We start from the raw sequence: 21,989 nt of genomic DNA, 5'->3' as shown, positions 1-21,989 counted from the left end.
CCGATCGGTCGCCTCTAGATGGGGCTTTGTGATCAAGGGTTAAAGTCGGAATTCCCGGCTCTGTCCACAGGCCCTGGAAATAGTTTTGACCACCGCCAACTTTTCCGCATCCCGCCCTTGTGCCCCCCAAATCCTTTTGCTACATGCACCCCCGCCGGAGCAATTCGGATCTACCACGATGCGGTCGTGGCGGAATTGGTAGACGCGCAGCGTTGAGGTCGCTGTGGGGCAACCCGTGGAAGTTCGAGTCTTCTCGACCGCACCAACAGAAACCGGCTTAGGCCGGTTTTTTTGTGTCTTGTCAGTGTTTTGGTTTTTGGACGAACCGACTTTCAGGCCAAGCCTCGGAAACAGTTCCTTGCTCCTTTGCTCCAAGCGCAGACATCCATCGTTCGGGTCGTCCCCCATATAGACGTCGCGGGTCTGTGGCTCTTGCTTACCTCGTCAATATGGTCGTGACGCATGTCATGACGTCCAGCGGGCAGCGGCTCCGGTCAACGGGTCGTCTGTCGATTGACCAAGGCGGTCAACGGAACATCGCAGATCAGATGGCGACGTGCCGCTGCCGAGGTAACGATTTCTCGTATTTCTTCACGATCCGCTCCCGCTTCAGCCGAGACAGGCGCTGGAGCCAGAAGATGCCGTTGATCTGGTCGATCTCGTGCTGCAGGCAGATCGCGAGCAGGCCGTCCGCTTCCTCATCCTGCCAGAGTCCTTCAAGGGTCTGATAGCGGACCGTGACCGTGGCGGGTCGCTCGACCTCGTCGGTGAAGCCTGGCATGGAGACACTGCCTTCCATGTGCCGGGTGGTTTCCCGGGAGGCGCTGAGGATCTCCGGGTTGATGAAGATCCGCGGACCGGCCTTCGCATCGATCTCGATGACCGTGATCGCGCGGAGAATGCCGATATGCGGGCCGGTGATGCCGATGCCCGGCGCGGCGCGCAGGGTGTCGAGCAGATCGGTGGCCAGGTCTGCGAGATCGCCATCGAAGGTGGTGACCGGTTCCGCCGGTGTTCTGAGGCGGGCATCCGGGAAAGGGATGATGGATCGGATCGGCATGCGAAGCTCCCATAGGGTCGCGTTGGAGGATGGTTCAGAGCAGCGCGATCGGGGTCGCGCCGTTCCGCGGTCGCCATGCCTTAAAGTGCCGGTGCAGCGCTCGAACGAGCGCGGATTTGACTTCGATTTGTGAGGTTCTGCAACAGCTTGAACAAATTTTCTCGATATGGTCTGCGGCAGCGTCATCTTGGGTGGACCGGCGCACGTCCATGGTCTAGCAGGGAGTGCGGCCGGCCCTAGTTTCCGGTCTGTAACCATCGAGACACTGGCAGAGCCTTTCTTCGAGCCTCGGGCATCGCCCCGGCGCCGGAAACGGCTGAACGATCGCGAGGCGGGCAGATGAGCAACACCGGCGACGACCTGGAGACGCGCGTTCCCGAAACGGATGATGCCTATGACGGGGCCGACATCTATGCCGAGGATGGATCGGTTCGTTCCGACTATCTGATGCATGTCGGTGCCGCGATCGCCGATCGCGACGTGCTCTATCTGCGCCAGCATGTCGCGCGGCTTCACGCGTCCGAAATGGGCGACCTTCTCGAAGCGATCAACCCCGAGCAGCGCCGGGCGATGGTGTCGCTGCTCGGCGACGAGTTCGATCTCTCGGCCCTGACGGAGGTGGACGAGGCCATTCGTCTCGACATTGTCGAGCATCTGCCGAACGAGCAGATCGCCGCAGCCCTCGGCGAGATGGATTCGGACGATGCCGTCTACATTCTCGAGGACATGGACCAGGAGGATCAGGAAGCGATCCTCGCCAAACTGCCCTTCACCGAGCGCGTCCGCCTGCGCCGCTCGCTCGATTATCCCGAATCGACTGCCGGCCGGCGCATGCAGACGGAGTTCGTCGCCGTGCCGCCGTTCTGGACGGTCGGGCAGACGATCGACTACATGCGCGAGGACACCGAACTCCCCGAGAGCTTCACCCAGATCTTCGTGATCGACCCGACTTTCCGCCTGCTGGGGACGATCGATCTCGATCGTATTCTCCGCACCAAGCGCTCGGTGAAAATCGAGTCGATCATGCGCGAGACCAACCATCCGGTGCCGGCGGAAATGGACCAGGAAGAGGCGGCGCAGGTCTTCGAACAGTACAACCTGCTCTCGGCAGCCGTGGTCGACGAGAACCAGCGCCTCGTCGGCGTGCTCACCATCGATGACGTCGTCGACGTCATTCAGGAAGAGGCCGAGGAAGACATCATGCGCCTCGGCGGCGTCGGCGACGAAGAACTGTCCGACTCGGTCATCGATACCTCGCGCTCGCGTGTCGTCTGGCTGATGGTCAATCTGTTCACCGCGATCCTTGCGGCTTCGGTGATCGGTCTTTTCGACAAGGCGATCGAGCACATCGTCGCGCTGGCCGTTCTCATGCCCATCGTGGCCGGCATGGGTGGCAATGCGGGTTCGCAGACGATGACGGTGACGGTTCGCGCACTGGCGACGCGCGATCTCGACATCCACAACGCTTTCCGGGTTATCCGGCGCGAGGCGGGCGTCGGCCTCATCAACGGCGCTCTGTTCGGGCTGCTCATCGGGCTTGCGGCGGGCACGTGGTTCCAGAGCGCGGATATCGGCGGCATCATCGCCACAGCCATGCTGATCAACATGATCGCGGCGGCGCTGGCCGGCATCTTCATTCCCCTGCTGCTCGACAAGTTCGGCGCGGACCCGGCCGTCTCCTCGGCCGTCTTCGTCACGACCGTCACGGATGTCACCGGCTTCTTCGCATTCCTCGGGCTGGCCTCCTGGTGGTTCGGCATCCACTAAAGCGCGGTGCGGTTGCTCAGATTAGCGTGTTGCGCCTTAGGTGATTGTTGATACGCAGGCCGTTCTGGACAATTGCTGCACCTTTTGGCGCGCCATGCCTTAGCGACTGCAGGCGGCATCGCTGAAGCCACGATTTCACGCTCGTCAATCGGCCCGTTAGGGACGACTTACGCGTACGCATTGACTTTTACGTAAATGTCGATCAGGATTTCGGTCTGGCAGATGAGGCGTAGTTTGGACAAGTATTATACCATTACGGAACTGACACGGGAATTCGGCGTCTCGACACGAACGCTTCGTTTTTACGAGGACGAGGGGCTGATCCATCCCGAGCGGCGGGGGCGCACCCGTTTCTTCCGCGCGACGGATCGGCATCTGATCAAGGAAATCCTGCGCGGACGGCGCATCGGCTTCAGCATCTCGGAGATCCGCGAGATCATCCAGATGTACAAGGAGCCGCCAGGCGAAGCCGGTCAGCTTCGCCTGATGATGAAGCGGCTCGAGGACAAGCGGGCGGAACTGATCCAGAAGCGCCGCGATATCGAGGAAACGCTCGAGGAAATGAGCAATGTCGAGGAGGCCTGCCTGACGCGGCTTGCCGAAATCGGCGTCGGCACCTGACCGACATCCAAGCACCCCAACGCCTCTCGCCGTGACAGACCCCTGTCGCGGCGTTTGTCGTTAGAGGCGCTACTCCTGCGCCTTCATCGTGCACTGGCCGGCGATCTCCGAGATCCGGCTATCCGTCTGCACGTCGATCTGACCTTGGTCGAGGGGATCGAGAAGGTTTCGTTCGACCAGCCTGTCCAGCGTGCAGCCGCAGAAACGTGCGCAGAATGCCTGCGTCTGGTCGCCGGTACAGGTCGCCATGCAGCTCGACTGGAAGGCCGGGCGCGGATCGGGCCGCGCTGCCGGATGGATCATGGCGAAAAGCGCCACCAGCGAGAACAGCAGCGGCTGGTGGATAAGATAGATCGGCAGGCTGTGGCGACCGGCGAACGCAAGTCCCCGTTTGATGGAACCTGCCGGACGTTCGGGCGCTCTGGCCGTGTCCAGCCAGCCTTTCGCAAGGGCGATCCGGCCCAGTGCGATGCCGGTCAGAAACGGCGCGAGCCAGGGCAGGAGCGGGACGTAATCGTTCGATCGTGGAAGCGTTTCCGACAGCCCGACCCACCACAAGGCGGGGAGGTCGAAGACAGCGGACCGCAGATAGAAGGGGGCCAGGAACGCGGCGAGGGCCGTAAGAAGCGTGACGGCGACGGGAAGGCGCAGAAACAGGAGGCCGATGAGGCTTGCTGCCGCGATCGCGTGGAGAATGCCGAAAAAGATGAAGCCCGTGGGAAAGGCGAACCAGGTTGCAACGCTGATGACGGCGGCGGCTGCCGCGACCTTCGCGAAGCGGATGAGGAACGGGCGGCGGCGAAAGCGGGGGAAATGGCCGAGCACGAGGCTGAAGCCGGCCAGCAGCAGGAAGCTGCTGGCGATCCCGCGGGCATAGTATTTGAACAGCCCGATGCCCACCGTGCCGGGCGCGAGATATCCGAAATATTCGAGATCCCAGGAGAAATGATAGCTCGCCATGGCGAGGATCGCGATGCCGCGCACGACATCCAGCCAGCCGAGGCGACGACGCACGGGCCGGCCATCCTCCGGGAGTCCGCCGGCGGTATCCGGAGAGGACGGTGCGTTCGAGTTGTTCAGCGACATGGAAACTCCCCTGGAACAGGCTCGGTGACGGTGGAAGCGAATGGGCACCGGAGCATGTGGAAACGTCGGGACGACAGGCGTGCGGGTGCGGCCCTATGGCTCCAGAAGCGCGTCCCGCGCTTCGGAGAAGAACTGCCGTCGAAAGAGAACGACGATGACGATGCCGGTGGCACCCATGAGAATGTAGGGACTGACGAACCAGCCGAGATAGCCGATCGACAGGAAGATGCTGCGCAGGCCTGCGTTGAAGTGTTTGGCGGCCACCACATTCATGCGGATTGCCCGCTCGGCCGCGCGTTCCGCAGCGGCGCGATCCACCTTGGTTTCCGACAGCATCGGAATGCCGCCGATCAGGATCGAGCAGTAGTTGAACAGCCGGTAGGACCAGCCGAATTTGAAGAAGGCATAACCGAAGATGCAGGTCAGCCCGCTGACCTTCAGCTCGAACGCCGTTCTGCCGCCCTGGAAGACATAGGGGAGATCGCTGAAGATTGCCTGCGCCTCGGTGGCGCGGCCGAGCAGGGCAAAGCAGCCGCCAAGCGCGAAGATGCAGGTCGAGGCGAAGAAGGCAGTCCCGGCCTGCAGACCGGCAATGATCTGCGTATCGATCATCTTCAGGTCGCGATTGAGGGAATTGAGGATCCAGCGGCGGCGGCGCTCGATCATCAGCCGCGACAGGCTGGTGCGACCGAAGACGGTGCGCCGGTCCGTGACCCAGACATAGCCGCCCCAGAGCAGCGCGAACACCAAGAGTGCGATATAATCGACCAGAACCATGCGGCTCTTGTGGCATGCCCTTCCGAAAAAGCAATATGCTGAAGCGCGTGTCGCCCGTCCTCTGTTCTGCGCTAATGTCGCCTCGTGGCTGTGTCACAGGCCCATGTCGCGCGCGCCTCACCGGATGTCGGTCGGTGCTGCCCGGATCGGGCGGCGATGACCTATGGTCGATGATGAGGAATGCGCGGATCAGGCGCAGATCGGGGTTTCGATGTTTCTTTCGGTATTCGACGTGTTCAAGATCGGCATCGGCCCGTCGAGCTCTCACACCATGGGGCCGATGTCGGCCGCCAATCGCTTTCTGGAACTGTTGCTTTCACCGGACTGGCCCCGTCCGTCCGGTGCGACCGTGGCCGCCATCACCGTCAGCCTGCACGGCTCGCTTGCCCATACCGGCATCGGTCACGGATCGGGCAGGGCGGTCGTCCTCGGCCTGATGGGCGAGCGCCCCGACAGGGTGGATCCCGACCGGATGGACGCGATCATCGAGGCCGTCGAGCGGACGGGCGAGATCACCCCGCCCGGTCATCCGGCCTATCGGTTCCAGCCGAAGATCGACCTCGTCTTCGACAAGAAGGTGCCGCTGCCGGGCCATGCCAACGGCATGTCCTTCTCGGCTTTCGACAAGGATGGTCGCCTGCTCCTCAAACGGATCTACTATTCCATCGGCGGCGGTTTCGTCGTGACGGATACGGAACTGGACGCGATGCGCGCCTCCAAGACCAAGCCCGGCGGCGTCAAGGTGCCCTATCCCTTTGCCAATGCGAAGCAGATGCTCGACATGGCGGCCCGGTCCGGCCTGTCCATCGCGCAGATGAAGCGGGCGAACGAGGAGTGCTCGATGTCGCGCGAGGAACTGGATGCCGGGCTCGACCGGATCTGGGCCGCCATGAAAAGCTGCATCGACCGCGGGCTTTCGCAGGAAGGTATCCTGCCGGGTGGCCTGAAAGTTCGCCGCCGCGCCGGCATGATCCATGACAAGCTGGAGCAGGAATGGCGCTCCAACAAGATCAATCCGCTGCTCGCGAACGACTGGCTGAGCGTCTATGCCATGGCCGTGAACGAGGAGAATGCGGCGGGCGGGCGGGTCGTGACATCGCCCACCAACGGTGCGGCCGGCGTCGTGCCGGCCACCATCCGGTATTACCTGCATTTCCATGAGGATGCGGATGACAACGGCATCCGCGATTACCTCCTGACCGCGGCCGCCATCGGCGGCATCATCAAGTTCAACGCCTCGATTTCCGGCGCCGAAGTCGGCTGTCAGGGCGAAGTCGGCTCCGCGTCTGCCATGGCCGCCGCCGGCCTCGCCGCCGTCATGGGGGCCACGCCCGAGCAGATCGAGAACGCCGCCGAGATCGCGCTCGAACATCATTTGGGGATGACCTGCGATCCGGTGGCGGGTCTCGTGCAGGTGCCCTGCATCGAGCGCAATGCACTGGGCGCCGTCAAGGCGGTCACGGCCGCGTCGCTCGCGCTCAAGGGAGACGGCAGCCACTTCGTGCCGCTCGATGCCTGCATCGAAACGATGCGCCAGACCGGCGTCGATATGCACGACAAGTACAAGGAAACCTCGACCGGCGGTCTCGCGGTCAACGTGGTCGAGTGTTGACGACACGGCGCTCTTGACGGGGCGACGGCAAGGGTGTTGAACGCGCCATCATGGCCTTGCATCTTCTCAAGCTTTGCGTCGGCGCGGATTCGATCGACGATCTGCGCGACTGGGTCGCCCATCGGGCGCTGAACGCGATGGCGGCCGGCCTCGCGCCACAGTCCTTTCACACCACGCGGATGGTGCCGAAGCGGATGGAGGAGTTGCTCGATGGCGGTTCGCTCTACTGGGTGATCAAGGGACAGGTGCAGGCCCGCCAGCGCCTGCTCGATATCACCACCTTTACCGACGGCGAGGGCATCGGGCGCTGTAACCTCATTCTCGGCCCGGAGGTCATCGAGACGGATTTCCAGCCACGCCGTCCTTTCCAGGGCTGGCGTTACCTGACGGACGCCGATGCGCCGCGCGATCTCGCCTCCGAGACGGCAGACATGCCGAGCGATCTGCGTCGCGAACTGACCGAACTCGGGCTTCTCTGACAGACCTTGCCGCAACGACGAAGCCCGCCGGCGGATTTCCGCGCGGCGGGCTTTCGTTGATCGGGGCTCATGCTGAGGCTATTTGATTCTCAGTCGAACCGGGCGGCGCGAGGAAGGCGCGGTGACGTGGAGGTGGATGGAGACATCCGGCTGCGTCGAGCGCCAGGCGCGGGCGCCATGCGTGAGCAGCATGCCCACCAGGTCCTTGGTCTTCGACCGCGGCTTCGCGCCGAGTTCGGCAATGCGCATGGCCGCTTCGTGGAGCGGGTGAAGTCCCCGGCGCGGTGCGCGGCGAACCTTGTTGTCGGGGAGCAGAGGGGCTCCCGAACCGTTTTCATTCATCGACATGACTGACCCCGTTGACGCAAAACAAATCCGAGGAGGAGGCCGGCGCAACTGGAGACGCCGGCGCTCGTAGGTTGGGACCGGTCGGCGTTTACGCCGACCTTTCCAGAAGACGCGCGCTTATTGAGCGGCGGCCCAGCAGGCGAAACCCTTCTTCTTCAGGGCCGAGCAGGCGTTGACGGCCTTGTCCTGGCTGGAGAAGCCGCCAAAGCGGGCGCGATAGAGCTGGCTGCTGCCGCTCGAAACGGCCACCGTGAAGGGTGTGGCGGCGGAGAGCGCCTTGCCGCCCTTTTCCTTGGCGTTGCCAAGCAGCGTCATGGCCTGGCCCTTGTCGGGCGTCGCGCCGATCTGGATGATCCAGCCGGAAGCGGGCGCCGCCGCCTCGTCTTCCGTGACGGCCTCGGAGGCCTTTCTGGCGACCGAATTCGTGACCTGGCGGTCGATGGCGGTGTTGCTGCCGAGCGATGCGAGCTTCTGGCTCTGGGCTTCCAGCGTGTTCGGCTTGGCGGCGAGAACGGGGTTGGCGCTGGCGCTGACCTTGGGCTCTGCGGCATAGGCGACTTCGACGCTGCGGGTCGTTTCCTCGCTGTAGCGGGCGCCGGGAACAGGACCGCTATTGGGCAGGTTGAAGCTGCCGCCGGTCGCCGCTGCGGTCGAGACCTGACGGGATTCGCTCGCCGAAAGGGTCGGCGCATCCTGGGTTTCCGCAACGAGATTGCCGCTGCCGCTGCGCGAGGCTGCCGGCATGTACTTGGCGACGAGAGCACGCATCTGCGCATCGCGGGCGCCGCCCGACTTGCCACCGAGAACCACGCCGACGATGCTGCGGCCATCGGCCTGGGCCGAGGTCACGAGGTTGAAGCCGGCGGCACGGGTGTAGCCCGTCTTGATGCCGTCGACGCCGCGGACATTGCCGAGCAGACGGTTGTGATTGCCGATGACCTGCCGGCCAAAGGTGAAGCTGCGGGTCGAGAAATAGCTGTAATACTGCGGAAAATGCTGACGAAGCGCCATGCCGAGCCGGGCCTGGTCGCGCGCGGTGGTCATCTGGGCGTCGTTCGGCAGGCCATTGGCATTGCGATAGGTGGTGCGCGTCATGCCGAGCGCACGGGCCTTGCTGGTCATGATCCGGGCGAAGCGGTCTTCCGAGCCGCCGAGAAATTCGCCGAGCGCCGTTGCTGCATCGTTGGCGGAACGCGTCACGAGCGCCTGGATCGCCTGCTCGACGGTGATCGTCTGGCCGGCGCGAACGCCGAGCTTCGAGGGCGGTTCTGCGGAGGCATTCTTGGAGAAGGGAACGGGTGTGTCCTTGCGGACCTTTCCGGCTTCCAGCGCTTCGAAGGTCAGATAGAGGGTCATCATCTTCGTAAGCGAAGCGGGATAGCGCAGGCTGTCGGCATCTTCGCTGTAGAGCACCTTGCCGGTTTTCGCATCGACGACGATGCCCGCATACTTGGCAGCCATTGCAGGGGCTGCAAACACACAGACCGCCACGACGGAGGCAACGATCATACGTGAAGCCGTTTTGAAGAATGGGGTCGGCTGACGCTCGGTGGAACCGTTCAATGTTGGCATGGACACTACGCTTCTCTTCATTCTCAGATCAAAAATTGTCGTCCGGGCATCGCCCCCCTACGGACGACCGTTGCCCAGACTTTATCGTCACAGCGTTACCAATCGGTTTATGATGAAGGATTGGTTTCGAATTTGAGACAGTGGCCGCCTGTGTCGTTGCCTGGGCCAAAGTCGCTCTTTCGCATCAGGGGACGAGTTTCGCCTCGACGAAACGGAGAACAGCCTCGTCGATGGCGTGCCATTGTGGCAGCAATTGGCTGGAGAACCGGTAGAGCACCACAAGATCCTGACCCGCATGAACGTCGCGCTGGCAATCGGCGCTGGTCGCAAGTTCCGGGCGCTCGGGCATGAGGCAGCGCACGCCATAGGCGTCGGGCCCACCCGTCGTGCCGGACGGCGCGGTGAAGAAGATTTCGGCGCCGTATCCCGAGGTGGCCGTCATGCGATGACCGGTCAGGCCTGCGGGACCGTCCGTGGGGGCGCCTTCGAACACATGGCTGTAGATCGGCGCGATGCGGCCCGACATATCGCGCGACATGGTGCTCTGGGAAATCTGCAGGAAGATCAGGCCGTCCGTGCGCGTGACATCGTTGAAGCGGCCCCGCGTCGCATCGCTATAACCCTGCATCTCCGGCCAGGTCGCATACAGATCGACGCGTTCCGCTGCGCCGGTCTGACGCTGATCGGCAAAACGAATGTAATGGGCGGGCAGGCGGAGATGGTCCGTGCCGATCACGATGTCGGTATTATCTGTGCTGGTGGTATTGCCGCCGAGCGCGAGCGTCGCGCCGATTTTGGGGCCGCCGATGCAGATCGCGACCGTGAGGGCGGCAAGGAGACCAATCGCCAATCCCGCGCGCAGAAGGATGCGCCGGCCCGACGGGCCGAGATCGGGAGCGGAGGTTCCGGAGGGTGCAGCGAGCTCTGATGAAGTGGTCATCGGTTCGTTCCAGCATCCCTCCCGGCGCGGCGCGCACCTGTGCCGAGCCGGCGCAGGATCGACCGGCAAGGATGAACGAACCGCAGATCGACACCGGGTCAGGCTGACGCAGCAAGGTTAATTTTCCGTAAAGCACGCAGGCCCGGAAGGAATGCTTGGGATGGAACCTCGCCTTGAAACAGGAAGAAGGCCGGCTCCGGGGACAGCGGAGCCGGCCTTATGGGCCGCCGGTGACGGGGATCACCCTGCAGACCCAAACTTTGGGCCGATGGAAAGGCCGGTAAGCGGTGCGCTTCCTTACTGCGTCTGGACGCTGCCGACAGCCACGGCGCGACCGTCCTCCAGCTTGACCCATCGACCGGCATTCTCGACCGACTGGCGCTTCAGATAGGTATATTCCGTATCCGACCAGATCAGCACCTTGCTGCGCATGTTGTCGAGGATGAAGTCGCCGCGATCCGTGCGCACGGTCAGCACCGCGTGTCCGTCGCCGTTCGGCTGAAGCACGACGGTGATCAGGAGATTGCCCGGAGCGATGCCGGCCTGCATCAGCTCGCGACGCTTCAGGAGAACATAGTCTTCACAGTCGCCGACGGTTTCCGGATAGGCCCAGTGCTCCTCGACGCCGTAGATTTCCTTATCGGTCATCGGCGTGATCCGTTCGTTGACGTCGTAATTGACCTCGAGAATGGTCTTCCAGCTCTCCCGCGTCAGGGCCAGCGGTGCTGCCTTGGAGGGATTGGAACGGCATTCGTCCGGAGCCGTGCGGCAAAATTCATAGTGTCCGACGGGTGGATTGGTCGGTCCCTCCGTTGCCATGTTGGCTGGGAATGCGAATGCGGATGTCGCCAGGGCGAGAGAGCCGAGTACGCCGAAGAAGCTTGCTTTGAAGCTTTTTGTTCTTGTCATTGTCTGTGTCCCCGTTACAGGCACAGAATGACACGGACGTTTTGATCTCCGCCAAAAGTTCGAAGTAAAACAAAGTACAAATGCAGATAAACTGAATATAAAAGTCGAATAAAACTCTATGATTGTTTTATCTGTATTTGAACCGGTTTCGTCGAAAACTTTAGCGATGACCGTAAGAAATGACGTACGCGATAAGGTCTAAATCATTGGATAGAAACGATAAAAGAGTAAACGCGGATCGGTCGTCAACCGCTTGTCGCACAGGATGATCCTCAGTCAGCCTGTCCAGCTGCACGTCGCTTCACGTTCCAGAACGGGAAACGGCACCCGGATATGTTCACGATCTGGTTAGGATAAACTGCAAAGGCCCGTTCGGACGTTCTGACGGCGCGACGTTCTGGACGGGAGAGGGAGGGCAAAGTCCTGCGGCGCTTACCCGCCCGGCCGTGGCGGCAGACAGGGAAGCACGCGTTTTCTCGACGCGGACCGATGACCGATGTTTTTGCCGAAGCTTACAGAAAGGCGATCAGAGAAATTCGCGCAGCGTGTCGCGCGACTGGACGCCCAGGAACTCGATGGCGACGCCTTCCTGGAAATGGCGGACGATCCGTCCGCGCATATTGCCGAGCAGCATCGGCGTTCCCAGCTCGAAACGGAATTCCGTATCCACGGCGGCGCCGGAAAGGGAAAGGTCGATGATGCGGCAGGCATAGCGCGTGCCGTCCTCAAGGGTGATCTCCGTCTGGGTCTTGCGCGGCGCCAGACGGTCGTGCCGCCGGTCTTCCGGCAGTCCGAGCTCGTGCTTGTTGGCAATCCAGGTCAGCTGGGCGGCAAGCTTGTCACGCTTACGCTCCGTCGCATTGATTCGAACGGTGAAGGACCCATCGGCGAGCCGCGAAACGAGACCCTCGATGCGGCCGACATGATCGACATAGGCAATGACGCGTTCGCCGATCCGTGGGCGGGCCGTCGTGGAGAAGAAGACGTCGCCCGGCGACATTTCCGTTGCGGTGCAATCATATTCGTCGTGGCTGGCCAGCATCAACCGGCCGCCGAGGTTCACGGTGACGCGCTGGAAGGCGCTTTCATCGTGCGCCTTCTGAGTCGCGGCTTGGGATTGACTGAAGTTGAACATCGCGACGCGCCCATGGACTTTGCACACTTACGAATACAAGAACCGGGTTAACAGAGTCTTCGAAGCCCGGCCTAACGCCCCTTGCCGCCGTCCATGACCGAGAGATGCATGACCCGGGACAGGGCCTGCCGGAGAGCCGTATCCCGGGTCGGCGCGGCAAACGTCCGCGAAACGGTCGCGCGCACCGCGACGTTCCGAACGGGCAGGTCCCGGTCGGGAAACGCGACACGGTCGATCGACAGGAAGGGCAACGGTCGCGCACCGATCCAGGCCGGGCGCGAGATCGGCGTCAGCGACCCGAAAATCCGGTCGTGACGTCCCCCGCGCGACAGGAGCGGGAGAAGCACGAGTTCCGCGGCCAGCCGCTCGCCATCGGCGATTCCGGAGGCCTGGAGGACCGCGGGTTCGCCGGAAAGCATGACGCGACGCGTGACGGCGGCGAGGTCCTGCATGTCGGCGGCGGACCAGAGACTGTCGAGCCGGGCACCGCGCAACTCGCGCACGAACAGGGCGCAGAGGCGCGTACCCGCCAGCCGGAAGCGCGGAGACTCCGTCCGGCCCTGATCGGCCTCGGCCTGTTCGAGGATGAAGACATCCGGCAACGCATCGCGGATCGCGCCGGGGTCCAGTTGATCCCGCGATGGGGTTCGACCCTTTTCGCGAAGGCTCTGCCAGTACCGGAAAATGTCGGTCGATGTGCGCGTCTTCATGTCGGTCGTCCCGTTTTGGAGCATAACCGTCCCGCATCGGATCGATGCGGTGTTTGTCGGCGGCCTGCAGAGAGTACCTCGCAAGTTGCGTGCCACAGCGCAGTTAAGGTTAACGATGTGTTCCGATTGCGCCGGCGCGTGCGCGCTGCCAAAAGGAGACATCACGTCACGAAGGGTCGCCTTCGGCACCACCTCGGTCCGCATGAAGGACCGCACGCCGCTTCGGTTTTCCGGAGCGGCGATTTTTTTTGCGCGGCATCCTTTCGAGCCTGTTCCTGCATGCGACGATCGGCACCGACGGGAGTGCTTGCCAGCCGCAGCCGGGCAGGGGATAACCGCGCCTTGCACACGACGACCGAGAGCATCTTCACAATGACCGACCGAGACAACACGTCCACACCCGGCACGCCTCGACATTCGGGCGTTCCCCAGATCGACGGGCGTGCGCCGGAGACGACAGCCACCGCCGGCCGCCTATCATCGCCCGAAGGCGACGGCGCGAGACCTGCCGATGGAGAGGATGAGAATCGCGACGATCGTCCTGATGACCGCAATGGTTCGGTCGAGCAGAGGGTGTCGGGGCCCCAGTCTCCTGAGGCGCTTTCCGAAGCGCACGGCCCGTCGGGCACCGGCCCCAGCACCGGCAATGGTTTCGGGCCGCCCGCCCGCGAGCCGGCGTTCAACCTGCCGTCCAGCCTCGTCTGGATTCTCGCCGTCCTCGTCCTCATTCATGCCGTGCGCACCTATCTTCTTTCCGTCGAGATCGATGACGAGCTGATCTTCAACTTCGCCTTCCTGCCGGCCCGCTACGATCACCCGCTGGCGGAGCAGGGTCTGGCATGGCTCTGGACGCCCATCACCTATTCCTTCCTGCATGGTTCCTGGGAGCATCTGATCTTCAATGCCTTCTGGATGCTTGCCTTCGGCGCGCCGGTCGTTCGCCGGATCGGTGCCGGCAGATTGGCGATCTTCTGGTGTCTTTCGGCGATGGCCGCCGTCGGCCTGCATCTCGCGCTACATTGGGGGGACATGACGGTGGTCATCGGCGCCTCCGGCGTGGTCGCCGGCCTGATGGGGGCCGCAGCCCGCTTCGTGTTCTCGCCGAGCGGCCGCATCAGCCGTCAGTTCGCCCACCGCAACCCGCGTCTCAGCATTCGCCAGGCGCTCTCCAATCGCTCGGTTCTGTTTTTTGCCGGCGTCTGGTTTGCGACGAATCTGCTGATCGGACTGGGCTTGTTCACGCTCGATGGTGGCGCCGGCATCGCCTGGGAGGCGCATATCGGCGGCTTCCTCTTCGGCTTCCTGTTCTTCGGGCTGATCGATCCGCCCATGATGTCCGAGGACCGCGCGCAACGGGATTGATCGGCAGACCTCGCATCGTCCGTTTGGCGCATTTCCGTTTTTCCGCAGATTGCGGTAGTCTTTTCCTGCGTCAACTTGTCTCAGGCGCAAGGAAAGCGGGAGGTTTCAAATGACGGTGAAGAGGATGCTGGACGAGAAGGGCCGCAAGGTTGTCACCATTGCGCCGGACATGATGGTGCGGGAGGCGGCAGCGCTGCTGGCCGAGCACCGGATCGGCACCGTCGTGGTGCTGGATGAGCAGCAGGCGATCGCCGGCCTTTTTGCGGAGCGTGATGTGGTCGCCGCAATCGCGCGATACGGCGCCGAGTGTCTGGACCGGCCGGTGACCGACGTCATGTGCCGGGACGTTCACACCTGCAGCGAGGAGATGGAGATCGACGCGGTCATGGAGATCATGAACAGCCATCGTGCCCGCCATCTGCCCGTCGCGCGCAATGGCCGTCTCGTCGGAATCGTGTCGATCGGCGACGCCGTGCGCAGCCATATTCGCGCGATCGAACACGAAGCGCGCGAGATCAAGGCCTATATCGCCGGGTGAGCAAGCTCTGGATACCGTCACGCGCGGCGATCAGCGCAGCACGGTTTCCAGCAGGCGCTTGAGTTCGGTGAGGCGGTTCTTGGTCTCGACATAGCCACGATCGATCGCCTCGCCGGCGCGGTGAAACTCCGACAGGCCGATGTCGCTGAGCTTCGGGTGCAGCGATATGTCCGGGGGGTCTCCGGCAAGCTTTGCCCGCGAGATCCGGTCCTGGATGACGTTGAACGCCTGCACCATTACGCTGGTCATGCCGAGACGCGCCACGGGTTCCGCCGTCTTCCGCGGTTCCGCCGGGGTGACGGGATCGCTGGCCCGCAGCTTGATGACGGCCGAGCGGCCATAGAGATCGTATTGCAGATTGACGGCCACGACGAGTGGCTGCTCGTAGGCGCGGCACACCGAAACCGGAACCGGATTGACGAGGGCCCCATCGACCAGCATCCGGCCATTGCAGCGGACCGGTTCGAAAATGCCGGGCAGGGCATAGGAGGCGCGCAGGGCCGTGATCAGCGAACCCTCCGAGAGCCACACCTCGTGGCCGGAGCGGATGTCGGTGGCGATGGCGACGAAAGGCCGCCCGAGACTTTCGATCGACACATCGGCGAGATGCTCCTGCATGCGCCGCGTCAGACGCAAGCCGCCGAAGAGCCCACCGCCACCGATGGCGAGATCGAGCAGCCCTGCAATGCGCCGCATCGTCAAAGACCGGGCGAAAGCCTCGAGTTCATCGAGTTTCCCCGCGAGATAGCAGCCCCCGACCAGCGCGCCGATCGATGTCCCCGCAATCATGCCGACGGGAATGCCTTCCTCGTCGAGCGCGCGCAGAACACCGATATGGGCCCAGCCGCGGGCGGCGCCGCCGCCAAGCGCGAGTGCGATCTTTGGTTTCTCCGGGGCGACGGTCAAGACGCGGCCTGTTCCTTCCTGCTCGATCCGGACAGGCCCGCTGCCCGTGCCATCATGCGGTGCCGGCGTTTCTGCACCCGTTCCATGTCGAGAGAATGTCCAGTTCAGCATGGGGCACCTGTCCGCCAAATGGCCGGGCCCCTTCTGAAGGCTTCGGCCTTATCTGAAGACATTAGAGCGCCAAGGACATTGAAACTTCGTTTAGCCTCCGGAAAACTGTCTCAAATAGAAGCAGCTGCTTATTTCTTATCGCTGCCGCCCGTCTTTTCGTACACCGCATTCGGATCGAAATGCCGGATATCGTCGCGAACGGTCAGCCTCACCGCGCCATCGGCAATGTCGACCGACCGGTAGAAGCACGAACGACGCCCCGTATGGCAAGTCGCGTCGTGGCCGGCGACCTTCACCCTCAGCCAGACCGCATCCTGGTCGCAATCGGTTCGCAGCTCGATGACGGTCTGCAGATTGCCCGAGGTTTCCCCCTTCTTCCAGAGGGCCTTTCGGGACCGGCTGTAGTAATGGGCAATCCCCGTCTCGACCGTCAGCGCCAGCGCTTCCGCATTCATGTGCGCCACCATCAGCAGCATCCCATCCGCAGCATCCGTGACCACGGCCGTCACCAGACCGTGCCCGTCGAACCGCGGTGTGAAGACGACGCCTTCCTCGACATGGAATTTGTCGGATGACGGCTGGGCAAAGACGAGGGGCATGGTGGGGACTCCGGCTAAACGTGCAGATGCCTGCGCCTGACGGGCATCTTCACCAGATTTACAGCGTGCCGGAGAGCGCGACAATGGCGCTCGCTCCGGAAGGCACGGGAGAGTAGGAGAAAGGTACCTGCCGTGCATCCGAACGGTCTGGCGCCTGTGCGGCACGGTCTGGACCGGCAGTTTTGCGCGGTCGAACCGGTGCTTAGCGGAAACCGCGCACCATCGACATGAAGCGGGCCTGCTCGGCCGGGTCCGTCTTGAAGGAGCCGGTGAAGGTCGTGGTCAGCGTGGTCGAGCCCTGCTTCAACACGCCGCGCATGGCCATGCACATATGCTCGGCCTCGATCATCACGGCCACGCCGCGCGGACGCAGCGTCTCGTTGATCGCACCGGCGATCTGCGCCGTCATGCTCTCCTGCGTCTGCAGCCGCCGCCCGAAGATATCGACCACCCGTGCAATCTTCGAGAGGCCGAGAACGCGGCCTTCCGGGAGATAGGCGACGTGCGCCCGGCCGATGACAGGCAGCATGTGGTGCTCGCAATGCGAATGAAAGACGATATCCTTGACCAGCACGATATCGTCGAAGCCCGCCACCTCCTCGAAGGTGCGGCCCAAAACGTCCTCGGCGGCAAGATCATAGCCGGAGAAGAGCTCCTTATAGGCTTTCACGACGCGTGTCGGCGTGTCGAGCAGGCCCTCGCGCTGCGGATCGTCGCCTGCCCAACGCAGGAGCACACGCACGGCGTCCTCGGCTTCCTTCTGCGACGGCCGACCGTCGACGTCCGTTTGCGACGGGAAATTCTTCACGATGGCATCCATGATGGCCTCTGCTGCGTGGCGCGTAGCTTGACGTTGATCGTTACGGACAACTCGCCACTCACCGGTCGCCCGCGCATGTCGCCAGGCTTCGGTTGCCGTTGGCGGGCTCCGGGGCTTTACGGAAAGAGAGGTCAAGGCTCTCCCCCATTCGGCACGGTTCCCAAAACAACAAGCGACAGCAGCACCTCTGCCCTGTCGCCTTTTCCGTAGGCACCATATAATATATGGCAACGGGTGTAAAAGAGGCCGACGCGACGCCCCGGTTCTTTTTTCCGCCAAGGTGGAGAAAATCATCCGCCTCGTGACTATATCCACGCGAAATCATATCGATTGCCCATTTTCGGACGTCGAACGGGCACGACAGCGGGATGGCCGTATCATGGATGATATCTACAACAGCCGCATTCTCGAATTCGCCGGAAACATTCCGCGCAGCGGGCGCCTCGAGCCGGCGGACGCGGAGGCGTCGGCCCACTCCAAGCTGTGCGGCTCCAAGGTGAAGGTCACCATCCGCATGGCCGACGGGCACATCACGGATTTCGCCCATGACGTCAAGGCATGTGCGCTGGGTCAGGCCTCGTCGTCCATCCTCGCGCGCAACATCGTGGGTGCGAGCGTGGACGAGGTGAGGGCGGCGCGAGAGGCGATGCTCGCCATGCTCAAGGCCGATGGCGAAGGCCCCGACGGGCGGTTCTCCGACATGCGCATTCTCCGCCCGGTCAAGGATTACAAGGCCCGCCATGCCTCGACCATGCTGACCTTCGATGCCGTGGTGGATGCGATCGGGCAGGTCGAGGCCGCGCGCTCCGACGCGCAGCAGGCGGAAAAGGCGCATGTCTGACCATGTGCGACGGTAAAGCGGAGTGCGAGCACGGCGCCGGCCGACCCGGCCCCTACAGGGGGCGCAACTGGCAGGGTCCGTTCCGCAAAACGCCGGGCCGCCTGGCGGGCATGGGGCTGGTCCGCCTTTACCAGCTGACCTTGTCGAGCTTCATCGGTGCGGGCTGTCGCCATGTGCCGACCTGTTCCGAATATGGCTATGAGGCGATCGCCCGTCATGGTCTGTGGCCGGGAAGCTGGATGACGCTCTACCGGATCGCCCGCTGCGGCCCCGGCGGAAAGGGCGGGCTGGACCCGGTACCGCCGAAACTCGAAGGCAGGCTGCGCTGGCTGGCACCCTGGCGGCGAGCGTCCTGAGGCCGGACCGAGGAGGGCAGGCGCCCTTGACCTCTTTCCACATGCGGCGAATGCCATTATACCGCGCGCGTCCGCAGGGAAACCTCGTGGCCTCTAAAGCCCCACGCGGCCCCATTCATCGCATTCCCCACCCGCATTCGTTGGCGGGACTGGATAGGAGATAGACAATGTCCGTTGCCCTCACGTTTCCCGATGGCTCCATCCGCGAATTCGCCCCCGGCACGACCGGCCGCGAGGTTGCCGAATCGATTTCCAAGTCGCTTGCCAAGAAGGCCGTCGCCATCGCGCTGGACGGGACGCTGCGCGACCTGTCCGACCCGGTCGAGAACGGGCGGCTTGAGATCGTCACCCGCGAAGACCCGCGCGCGCTGGAACTCATCCGCCACGACGCCGCCCATGTCATGGCGGAGGCGGTGCAGGAACTCTGGCCCGGCACGCAGGTGACCATCGGCCCGGTCATCGAGAACGGCTTCTACTACGATTTCGCCAAGGCCGAGCCTTTCACGCCCGACGATCTGCCGAAGATCGAAAAGCGGATGAAGGAGATCATCCAGCGCAACAAGCCCTTCACCAAGGAAGTCTGGCCGCGCGACAAGGCGCGTCAGGTCTTTGCCGACAAGGGCGAGGCCTACAAGGTCGAACTGGTCGATGCGATCGCCGAAGGCCAGGACCTGAAGATCTATTACCAGGGCGACTGGTTCGACCTCTGCCGCGGTCCGCATATGGCCTCCACGGGCCAGATCGGCACCGCCTTCAAGCTGATGAAGGTGGCTGGCGCCTATTGGCGTGGCGACAGCAACAATCCCATGCTGACCCGCATCTACGGCACGGCCTGGCATACGCAGGAAGACCTCGACCACTATCTGAACGTCCTTGCCGAGGCCGAGAAACGCGACCACCGCAAGCTCGGCCGCGAGATGGACCTGTTCCATTTCCAGGAGGAGGGACCGGGCGTCGTCTTCTGGCATGGCAAGGGCTGGCGTATCTTCCAGACGCTGGTCGCCTATATGCGCCGTCGCCTCGCCGGTACCTATCAGGAGGTCAATGCGCCGCAGGTGCTGGACAAGTCGCTCTGGGAGACCTCCGGTCACTGGGGCTGGTACCGCGACAACATGTTCAAGGTGACGGTTGCCGGCGACGATACGGATGACGATCGCGTCTTCGCGCTGAAGCCGATGAACTGCCCGGGTCACGTGCAGATCTTCAAGCACGGCTTGAAGTCCTACCGCGAACTGCCGATCCGCCTTGCGGAATTCGGCAATGTGCATCGCTACGAACCTTCGGGCGCCCTGCATGGGCTGATGCGCGTGCGCGGCTTCACGCAGGACGATGCGCATGTCTTCTGCACGGACGAGCAGATGGCGGCAGAGTGCCTGCGCATCAACGACCTCATCCTGTCGGTCTACGAGGATTTCGGTTTCGACGAAGTCGTCGTCAAGCTTTCCACGCGCCCGGAAAAGCGCGTCGGTTCCGACGAACTCTGGGATCGTGCCGAGAGCGTCATGATGGACGTCCTGAAGACGATCGAGGCGCAGTCGGAAGGCCGTATCAAGACCGGCATTCTGCCGGGCGAGGGCGCTTTCTACGGCCCGAAATTCGAATATACGCTGAAGGATGCCATCGGTCGCGAATGGCAGTGCGGCACGACGCAGGTCGACTTCAACCTGCCGGAGCGCTTCGGTGCCTTCTATATCGACAGCAATTCGGAAAAGACCAAGCCGGTGATGATCCACCGCGCGATCTGCGGCTCGATGGAACGCTTCCTCGGCATTCTCATCGAGAACTTCGCCGGCCATATGCCGCTCTGGGTCTCGCCGCTGCAGATCGTGGTCGCCACCATCACGTCCGAAGCGGATGCTTACGGCGAGGACGTGGCGGAACTCCTGCGGGAGGCCGGCCTGACGGTGGAAACCGACTTCCGCAACGAGAAGATCAACTACAAGGTCCGCGAACACTCGGTCACCAAGGTTCCGGTCATCATCGTCTGCGGCAAGCGCGAGGCGGAAGAGCGGACGGTCAACATCCGTCGCCTCGGTTCGCAGGCGCAAACCCCGATGACGCTCGATGAAGCGATTGCAAGTCTGGTGGAAGAGGCAACGCCGCCCGACCTTCGCCGCAAGGCCGAAGCCCGCAAGGCCCGTGCCGCCGCAGCCGTCTGACGAAGATCGCACGAGGATTGAAACGGAAGCCGGGCTGAAAAGTCCGGCTTCTTTCGTCTGCGGGCTTCGGACTTGGCCCGCTCGATCCTCGGCTCAGTCCTGGGCGTTCGCCGGTGCGACGGATGCGGACTGCGCGCCCGGCTGGGCCGCCGTATTCGACAGAAGCACCTCGACATCGGCATTGACGCCGGCGGTGACGGTGAAATCGCGCTGGTAGATCTTCTCGTTGTTGCGGGCGACCGCGCTGTAGTCGCCTTCGGCAAGAACCAGCGTGGGGAAGGCGCCGACGCTTTCGCTGACCACATCGCCGGAGGAGGTCAGGATCGACCAGGCCGTATCGGCGATCGCTTCGCCGCCCGGCTCGGCGACCAGCTTCAAGGTGAGCTTGGCGGCACGGTGCTGGATCGTGGCTTCCGTCAGCTTGCCCGCTTCCACCTGGATATCCGCGCGGATGACGGCGTTGACGGAGCCGTAGTTCGAGACGACGTGGTAGGTGCCGGTGTTCAGTCGAACGACGGTATTCGGCTTCACGTCCGCGACCACCAGCGCCCGCTCGCCGTCTTCCTTCACGTCGAAGGAAAAGATCGAGAAGGACAGTTCGCCCTGAGGTATCCGAACATCGGCACCGGAAACCGCGTTCAGGGTGACGCCGCCGGCATCGAGCACCAGAACCTGCCGTTCGAAGGCGCCGGTTTCCGCAACGCGGATCTTGCGTGTCGCCCCGGCGCGGCCGAAGGCAACGTTGACGAAATATTCGCCGGGGACGAGCTGGAAGGCCGCCGAGCCACCCTGCGACGTCGCGACAAGCGGAAGTTTGCCGTCGGAGCCGGGGATCGGGCTGAAGACGCGCCATGTCAGGCCTTGCTCCACCGCGCCGCCCTTGTCCTTGAGAAGCGCCTCCAGCCGCACGTCGCGCGTGGTCGGCCCCTTTGCGGCTTCGCTCGGAATGACCGGGCTGAAACTGTTCAGCTTGGGCATCTTCGGCGGTGCCGAAATCGAGGGGAAGCTCTTGAAAGGATCGGTCTGCAAGGGCTGCGTCTGCGCTCCTTCGGCCTGCACCGCCTCCGTTTGCACGGTCTGGGCATGGGCGCCACCCGCGACGCCCAAAGCGAAGAAGACAGCGAGCGCCATGCCCGGACGGGGATCCAGGCGGAGCGAGAGAAGAAGAGCCGGGTAACGCATGAGACGGTTGACTTCCTGACGACGTGGCTCCACTTGAGACGCCGGTATGGCGATTTCGTGGCTGGCGGCACGGACCTCACTCGCTGCAACCTACTGCAT

Annotated in this window: 21 protein-coding genes, 1 tRNA gene and 1 pseudogene; 10 read left to right on the top strand and 13 right to left on the bottom strand. The window is 63.2% G+C overall.

The genetic code is table 11. The features are described from left to right. The first annotated feature begins 180 nt into the window (after nucleotides 1–180). Nucleotides 181–265 (top strand) — tRNA-Leu (locus ASG39_RS19145). Between the two features lie 279 nt (nucleotides 266–544). Here ASG39_RS19145 and ASG39_RS19140 read toward each other — a convergent pair. Then, entirely contained in the window at nucleotides 545–1,060 is a 516-nt protein-coding gene (locus ASG39_RS19140; RefSeq protein ID WP_062596556.1) for a peptide deformylase, read from the bottom strand. A 339-nt stretch (nucleotides 1,061–1,399) separates the two neighbouring features. Here ASG39_RS19140 and mgtE point away from each other — a divergent pair, with 339 nt between their 5' ends. Continuing rightward, entirely contained in the window at nucleotides 1,400–2,827 is a 1,428-nt protein-coding gene (mgtE, locus tag ASG39_RS19135; protein ID WP_062596555.1) for a magnesium transporter, read from the top strand. A gap of 234 nt (nucleotides 2,828–3,061) precedes the next feature. Then, complete coding sequence (locus ASG39_RS19130; RefSeq protein ID WP_062596554.1) at nucleotides 3,062–3,448, top strand: MerR family DNA-binding transcriptional regulator; 387 nt, start codon at nucleotides 3,062–3,064, stop codon at nucleotides 3,446–3,448. 69 nt (nucleotides 3,449–3,517) lie between these two features. Here the strand turns inward: ASG39_RS19130 and ASG39_RS19125 are convergent, their stop codons facing one another. Beyond that, nucleotides 3,518–4,534, bottom strand: coding sequence for a DUF1624 domain-containing protein (locus tag ASG39_RS19125; protein ID WP_062596553.1), 1,017 nt, complete (start codon nucleotides 4,532–4,534; stop codon nucleotides 3,518–3,520). A gap of 93 nt (nucleotides 4,535–4,627) precedes the next feature. Beyond that, entirely contained in the window at nucleotides 4,628–5,311 is a 684-nt protein-coding gene (locus tag ASG39_RS19120) for a DUF599 family protein (protein WP_062596552.1), read from the bottom strand. 211 nt (nucleotides 5,312–5,522) lie between these two features. On the opposite strand from ASG39_RS19120, the gene ASG39_RS19115 reads away from it, so the two are divergent. After that, nucleotides 5,523–6,923, top strand: a complete 1,401-nt coding sequence (locus tag ASG39_RS19115; protein WP_062596733.1) for an L-serine ammonia-lyase — start codon at nucleotides 5,523–5,525, stop codon at nucleotides 6,921–6,923. A 50-nt stretch (nucleotides 6,924–6,973) separates the two neighbouring features. After that, nucleotides 6,974–7,402: a DUF1489 family protein gene (locus tag ASG39_RS19110; protein ID WP_062596551.1), complete on the top strand. Its 429-nt coding sequence runs from the start codon at nucleotides 6,974–6,976 to the stop codon at nucleotides 7,400–7,402. A 78-nt stretch (nucleotides 7,403–7,480) separates the two neighbouring features. Here the strand turns inward: ASG39_RS19110 and ASG39_RS19105 are convergent, their stop codons facing one another. The 6 genes from ASG39_RS19105 to ASG39_RS24130 form a co-directional block, all read right to left on the bottom strand. Continuing rightward, the gene (locus ASG39_RS19105; RefSeq protein ID WP_062596550.1) at nucleotides 7,481–7,750 is read right to left on the bottom strand and encodes a hypothetical protein; all 270 of its coding nucleotides are present in this window, start codon (nucleotides 7,748–7,750) and stop codon (nucleotides 7,481–7,483) included. A 117-nt stretch (nucleotides 7,751–7,867) separates the two neighbouring features. After that, nucleotides 7,868–9,322, bottom strand: coding sequence for a D-alanyl-D-alanine carboxypeptidase (locus tag ASG39_RS19100; RefSeq protein ID WP_062596549.1), 1,455 nt, complete (start codon nucleotides 9,320–9,322; stop codon nucleotides 7,868–7,870). Nucleotides 9,323–9,506: 184 nt separating this feature from the next. Next, nucleotides 9,507–10,262: a hypothetical protein gene (locus tag ASG39_RS19095; RefSeq protein WP_062596548.1), complete on the bottom strand. Its 756-nt coding sequence runs from the start codon at nucleotides 10,260–10,262 to the stop codon at nucleotides 9,507–9,509. Nucleotides 10,263–10,559: 297 nt separating this feature from the next. Beyond that, nucleotides 10,560–11,171, bottom strand: a complete 612-nt coding sequence (locus ASG39_RS19090) for a transglutaminase-like cysteine peptidase (RefSeq protein ID WP_082477370.1) — start codon at nucleotides 11,169–11,171, stop codon at nucleotides 10,560–10,562. Between the two features lie 526 nt (nucleotides 11,172–11,697). Then, entirely contained in the window at nucleotides 11,698–12,306 is a 609-nt protein-coding gene (locus tag ASG39_RS19085; protein WP_062596547.1) for a PilZ domain-containing protein, read from the bottom strand. 71 nt (nucleotides 12,307–12,377) lie between these two features. After that, a complete protein-coding gene (locus ASG39_RS24130) occupies nucleotides 12,378–13,016 on the bottom strand; it encodes a PAS domain-containing protein (RefSeq protein WP_162242456.1) in 639 nt (212 codons plus the stop codon). A 663-nt stretch (nucleotides 13,017–13,679) separates the two neighbouring features. On the opposite strand from ASG39_RS24130, the pseudogene ASG39_RS19075 reads away from it, so the two are divergent. Then, nucleotides 13,680–14,378: pseudogene (locus ASG39_RS19075) on the top strand (rhomboid family intramembrane serine protease); the annotation flags it as partial. Nucleotides 14,379–14,487: 109 nt separating this feature from the next. Beyond that, entirely contained in the window at nucleotides 14,488–14,916 is a 429-nt protein-coding gene (locus tag ASG39_RS19070) for a CBS domain-containing protein (RefSeq protein WP_062596545.1), read from the top strand. 30 nt (nucleotides 14,917–14,946) lie between these two features. On the opposite strand, the gene ASG39_RS19065 is transcribed toward ASG39_RS19070, so the two are convergent. The 3 genes from ASG39_RS19065 to folE form a co-directional block, all read right to left on the bottom strand. Further along, nucleotides 14,947–15,933 carry a patatin-like phospholipase family protein gene (locus ASG39_RS19065; RefSeq protein ID WP_062596544.1) on the bottom strand — a complete coding sequence of 329 codons (987 nt, stop codon included), beginning with the start codon at nucleotides 15,931–15,933 and terminating at the stop codon, nucleotides 14,947–14,949. Between the two features lie 128 nt (nucleotides 15,934–16,061). Then, nucleotides 16,062–16,532: a phosphoribosyl-AMP cyclohydrolase gene (gene hisI, locus ASG39_RS19060; protein ID WP_062596543.1), complete on the bottom strand. Its 471-nt coding sequence runs from the start codon at nucleotides 16,530–16,532 to the stop codon at nucleotides 16,062–16,064. Nucleotides 16,533–16,734: 202 nt separating this feature from the next. Continuing rightward, on the bottom strand, nucleotides 16,735–17,352 hold the full coding sequence (gene folE, locus ASG39_RS19055; protein ID WP_062596542.1) for a GTP cyclohydrolase I FolE: 618 nt from the start codon (nucleotides 17,350–17,352) through the stop codon (nucleotides 16,735–16,737). Nucleotides 17,353–17,728: 376 nt separating this feature from the next. Between folE and ASG39_RS19050 the strand changes: the two genes are divergently transcribed. The 3 genes from ASG39_RS19050 to thrS all read left to right on the top strand — a co-directional run bounded on the left by ASG39_RS19050 (nucleotide 17,729) and on the right by thrS (nucleotide 20,708). Continuing rightward, nucleotides 17,729–18,193 (top strand): iron-sulfur cluster assembly scaffold protein, encoded by a 465-nt coding sequence (locus ASG39_RS19050; protein WP_132533911.1) that lies wholly within the window; start codon nucleotides 17,729–17,731, stop codon nucleotides 18,191–18,193. Between the two features lie 2 nt (nucleotides 18,194–18,195). Then, nucleotides 18,196–18,549, top strand: coding sequence for a membrane protein insertion efficiency factor YidD (gene yidD, locus ASG39_RS19045; protein ID WP_062596540.1), 354 nt, complete (start codon nucleotides 18,196–18,198; stop codon nucleotides 18,547–18,549). A 167-nt stretch (nucleotides 18,550–18,716) separates the two neighbouring features. After that, nucleotides 18,717–20,708: a threonine--tRNA ligase gene (gene thrS / locus ASG39_RS19040; protein ID WP_062596539.1), complete on the top strand. Its 1,992-nt coding sequence runs from the start codon at nucleotides 18,717–18,719 to the stop codon at nucleotides 20,706–20,708. Nucleotides 20,709–20,801: 93 nt separating this feature from the next. On the opposite strand, the gene ASG39_RS19035 is transcribed toward thrS, so the two are convergent. Then, nucleotides 20,802–21,890: a hypothetical protein gene (locus tag ASG39_RS19035; protein WP_244481272.1), complete on the bottom strand. Its 1,089-nt coding sequence runs from the start codon at nucleotides 21,888–21,890 to the stop codon at nucleotides 20,802–20,804. Nucleotides 21,891–21,989 lie beyond the last annotated feature (99 nt).

This window comes from Rhizobium sp. Leaf371, assembly GCF_001424045.1.
GTDB lineage: Bacteria > Pseudomonadota > Alphaproteobacteria > Rhizobiales > Rhizobiaceae > Ferranicluibacter.
The sequence above is the reverse complement of the archived record's forward strand: the minus strand, read 5'-3'. Positions and strand labels throughout refer to the sequence as shown.

Excerpts from the sequence above, each read along its gene's own strand:
- ASG39_RS19140 (WP_062596556.1), bottom strand. The coding sequence starts at position 1,060 with ATGCCGATCCGATCCATCATCCCTTTCCCGGATGCCCGCCTCAGAACA.
- mgtE (WP_062596555.1), top strand. The coding sequence starts at position 1,400 with ATGAGCAACACCGGCGACGACCTGGAGACGCGCGTTCCCGAAACGGAT.
- ASG39_RS19125 (WP_062596553.1), bottom strand. The coding sequence starts at position 4,534 with ATGTCGCTGAACAACTCGAACGCACCGTCCTCTCCGGATACCGCCGGC.
- ASG39_RS19120 (WP_062596552.1), bottom strand. The coding sequence starts at position 5,311 with ATGGTTCTGGTCGATTATATCGCACTCTTGGTGTTCGCGCTGCTCTGG.
- ASG39_RS19115 (WP_062596733.1), top strand. The coding sequence starts at position 5,523 with ATGTTTCTTTCGGTATTCGACGTGTTCAAGATCGGCATCGGCCCGTCG.
- ASG39_RS19110 (WP_062596551.1), top strand. The coding sequence starts at position 6,974 with ATGGCCTTGCATCTTCTCAAGCTTTGCGTCGGCGCGGATTCGATCGAC.
- ASG39_RS19105 (WP_062596550.1), bottom strand. The coding sequence starts at position 7,750 with ATGTCGATGAATGAAAACGGTTCGGGAGCCCCTCTGCTCCCCGACAAC.
- ASG39_RS19100 (WP_062596549.1), bottom strand. The coding sequence starts at position 9,322 with ATGCCAACATTGAACGGTTCCACCGAGCGTCAGCCGACCCCATTCTTC.
- ASG39_RS19095 (WP_062596548.1), bottom strand. The coding sequence starts at position 10,262 with ATGACCACTTCATCAGAGCTCGCTGCACCCTCCGGAACCTCCGCTCCC.
- ASG39_RS19090 (WP_082477370.1), bottom strand. The coding sequence starts at position 11,171 with ATGACAAGAACAAAAAGCTTCAAAGCAAGCTTCTTCGGCGTACTCGGC.
- ASG39_RS19085 (WP_062596547.1), bottom strand. The coding sequence starts at position 12,306 with ATGTTCAACTTCAGTCAATCCCAAGCCGCGACTCAGAAGGCGCACGAT.
- ASG39_RS24130 (WP_162242456.1), bottom strand. The coding sequence starts at position 13,016 with ATGAAGACGCGCACATCGACCGACATTTTCCGGTACTGGCAGAGCCTT.
- ASG39_RS19070 (WP_062596545.1), top strand. The coding sequence starts at position 14,488 with ATGACGGTGAAGAGGATGCTGGACGAGAAGGGCCGCAAGGTTGTCACC.
- ASG39_RS19065 (WP_062596544.1), bottom strand. The coding sequence starts at position 15,933 with ATGCTGAACTGGACATTCTCTCGACATGGAACGGGTGCAGAAACGCCG.
- hisI (WP_062596543.1), bottom strand. The coding sequence starts at position 16,532 with ATGCCCCTCGTCTTTGCCCAGCCGTCATCCGACAAATTCCATGTCGAG.
- folE (WP_062596542.1), bottom strand. The coding sequence starts at position 17,352 with ATGGATGCCATCGTGAAGAATTTCCCGTCGCAAACGGACGTCGACGGT.
- yidD (WP_062596540.1), top strand. The coding sequence starts at position 18,196 with ATGTGCGACGGTAAAGCGGAGTGCGAGCACGGCGCCGGCCGACCCGGC.
- thrS (WP_062596539.1), top strand. The coding sequence starts at position 18,717 with ATGTCCGTTGCCCTCACGTTTCCCGATGGCTCCATCCGCGAATTCGCC.
- ASG39_RS19035 (WP_244481272.1), bottom strand. The coding sequence starts at position 21,890 with ATGCGTTACCCGGCTCTTCTTCTCTCGCTCCGCCTGGATCCCCGTCCG.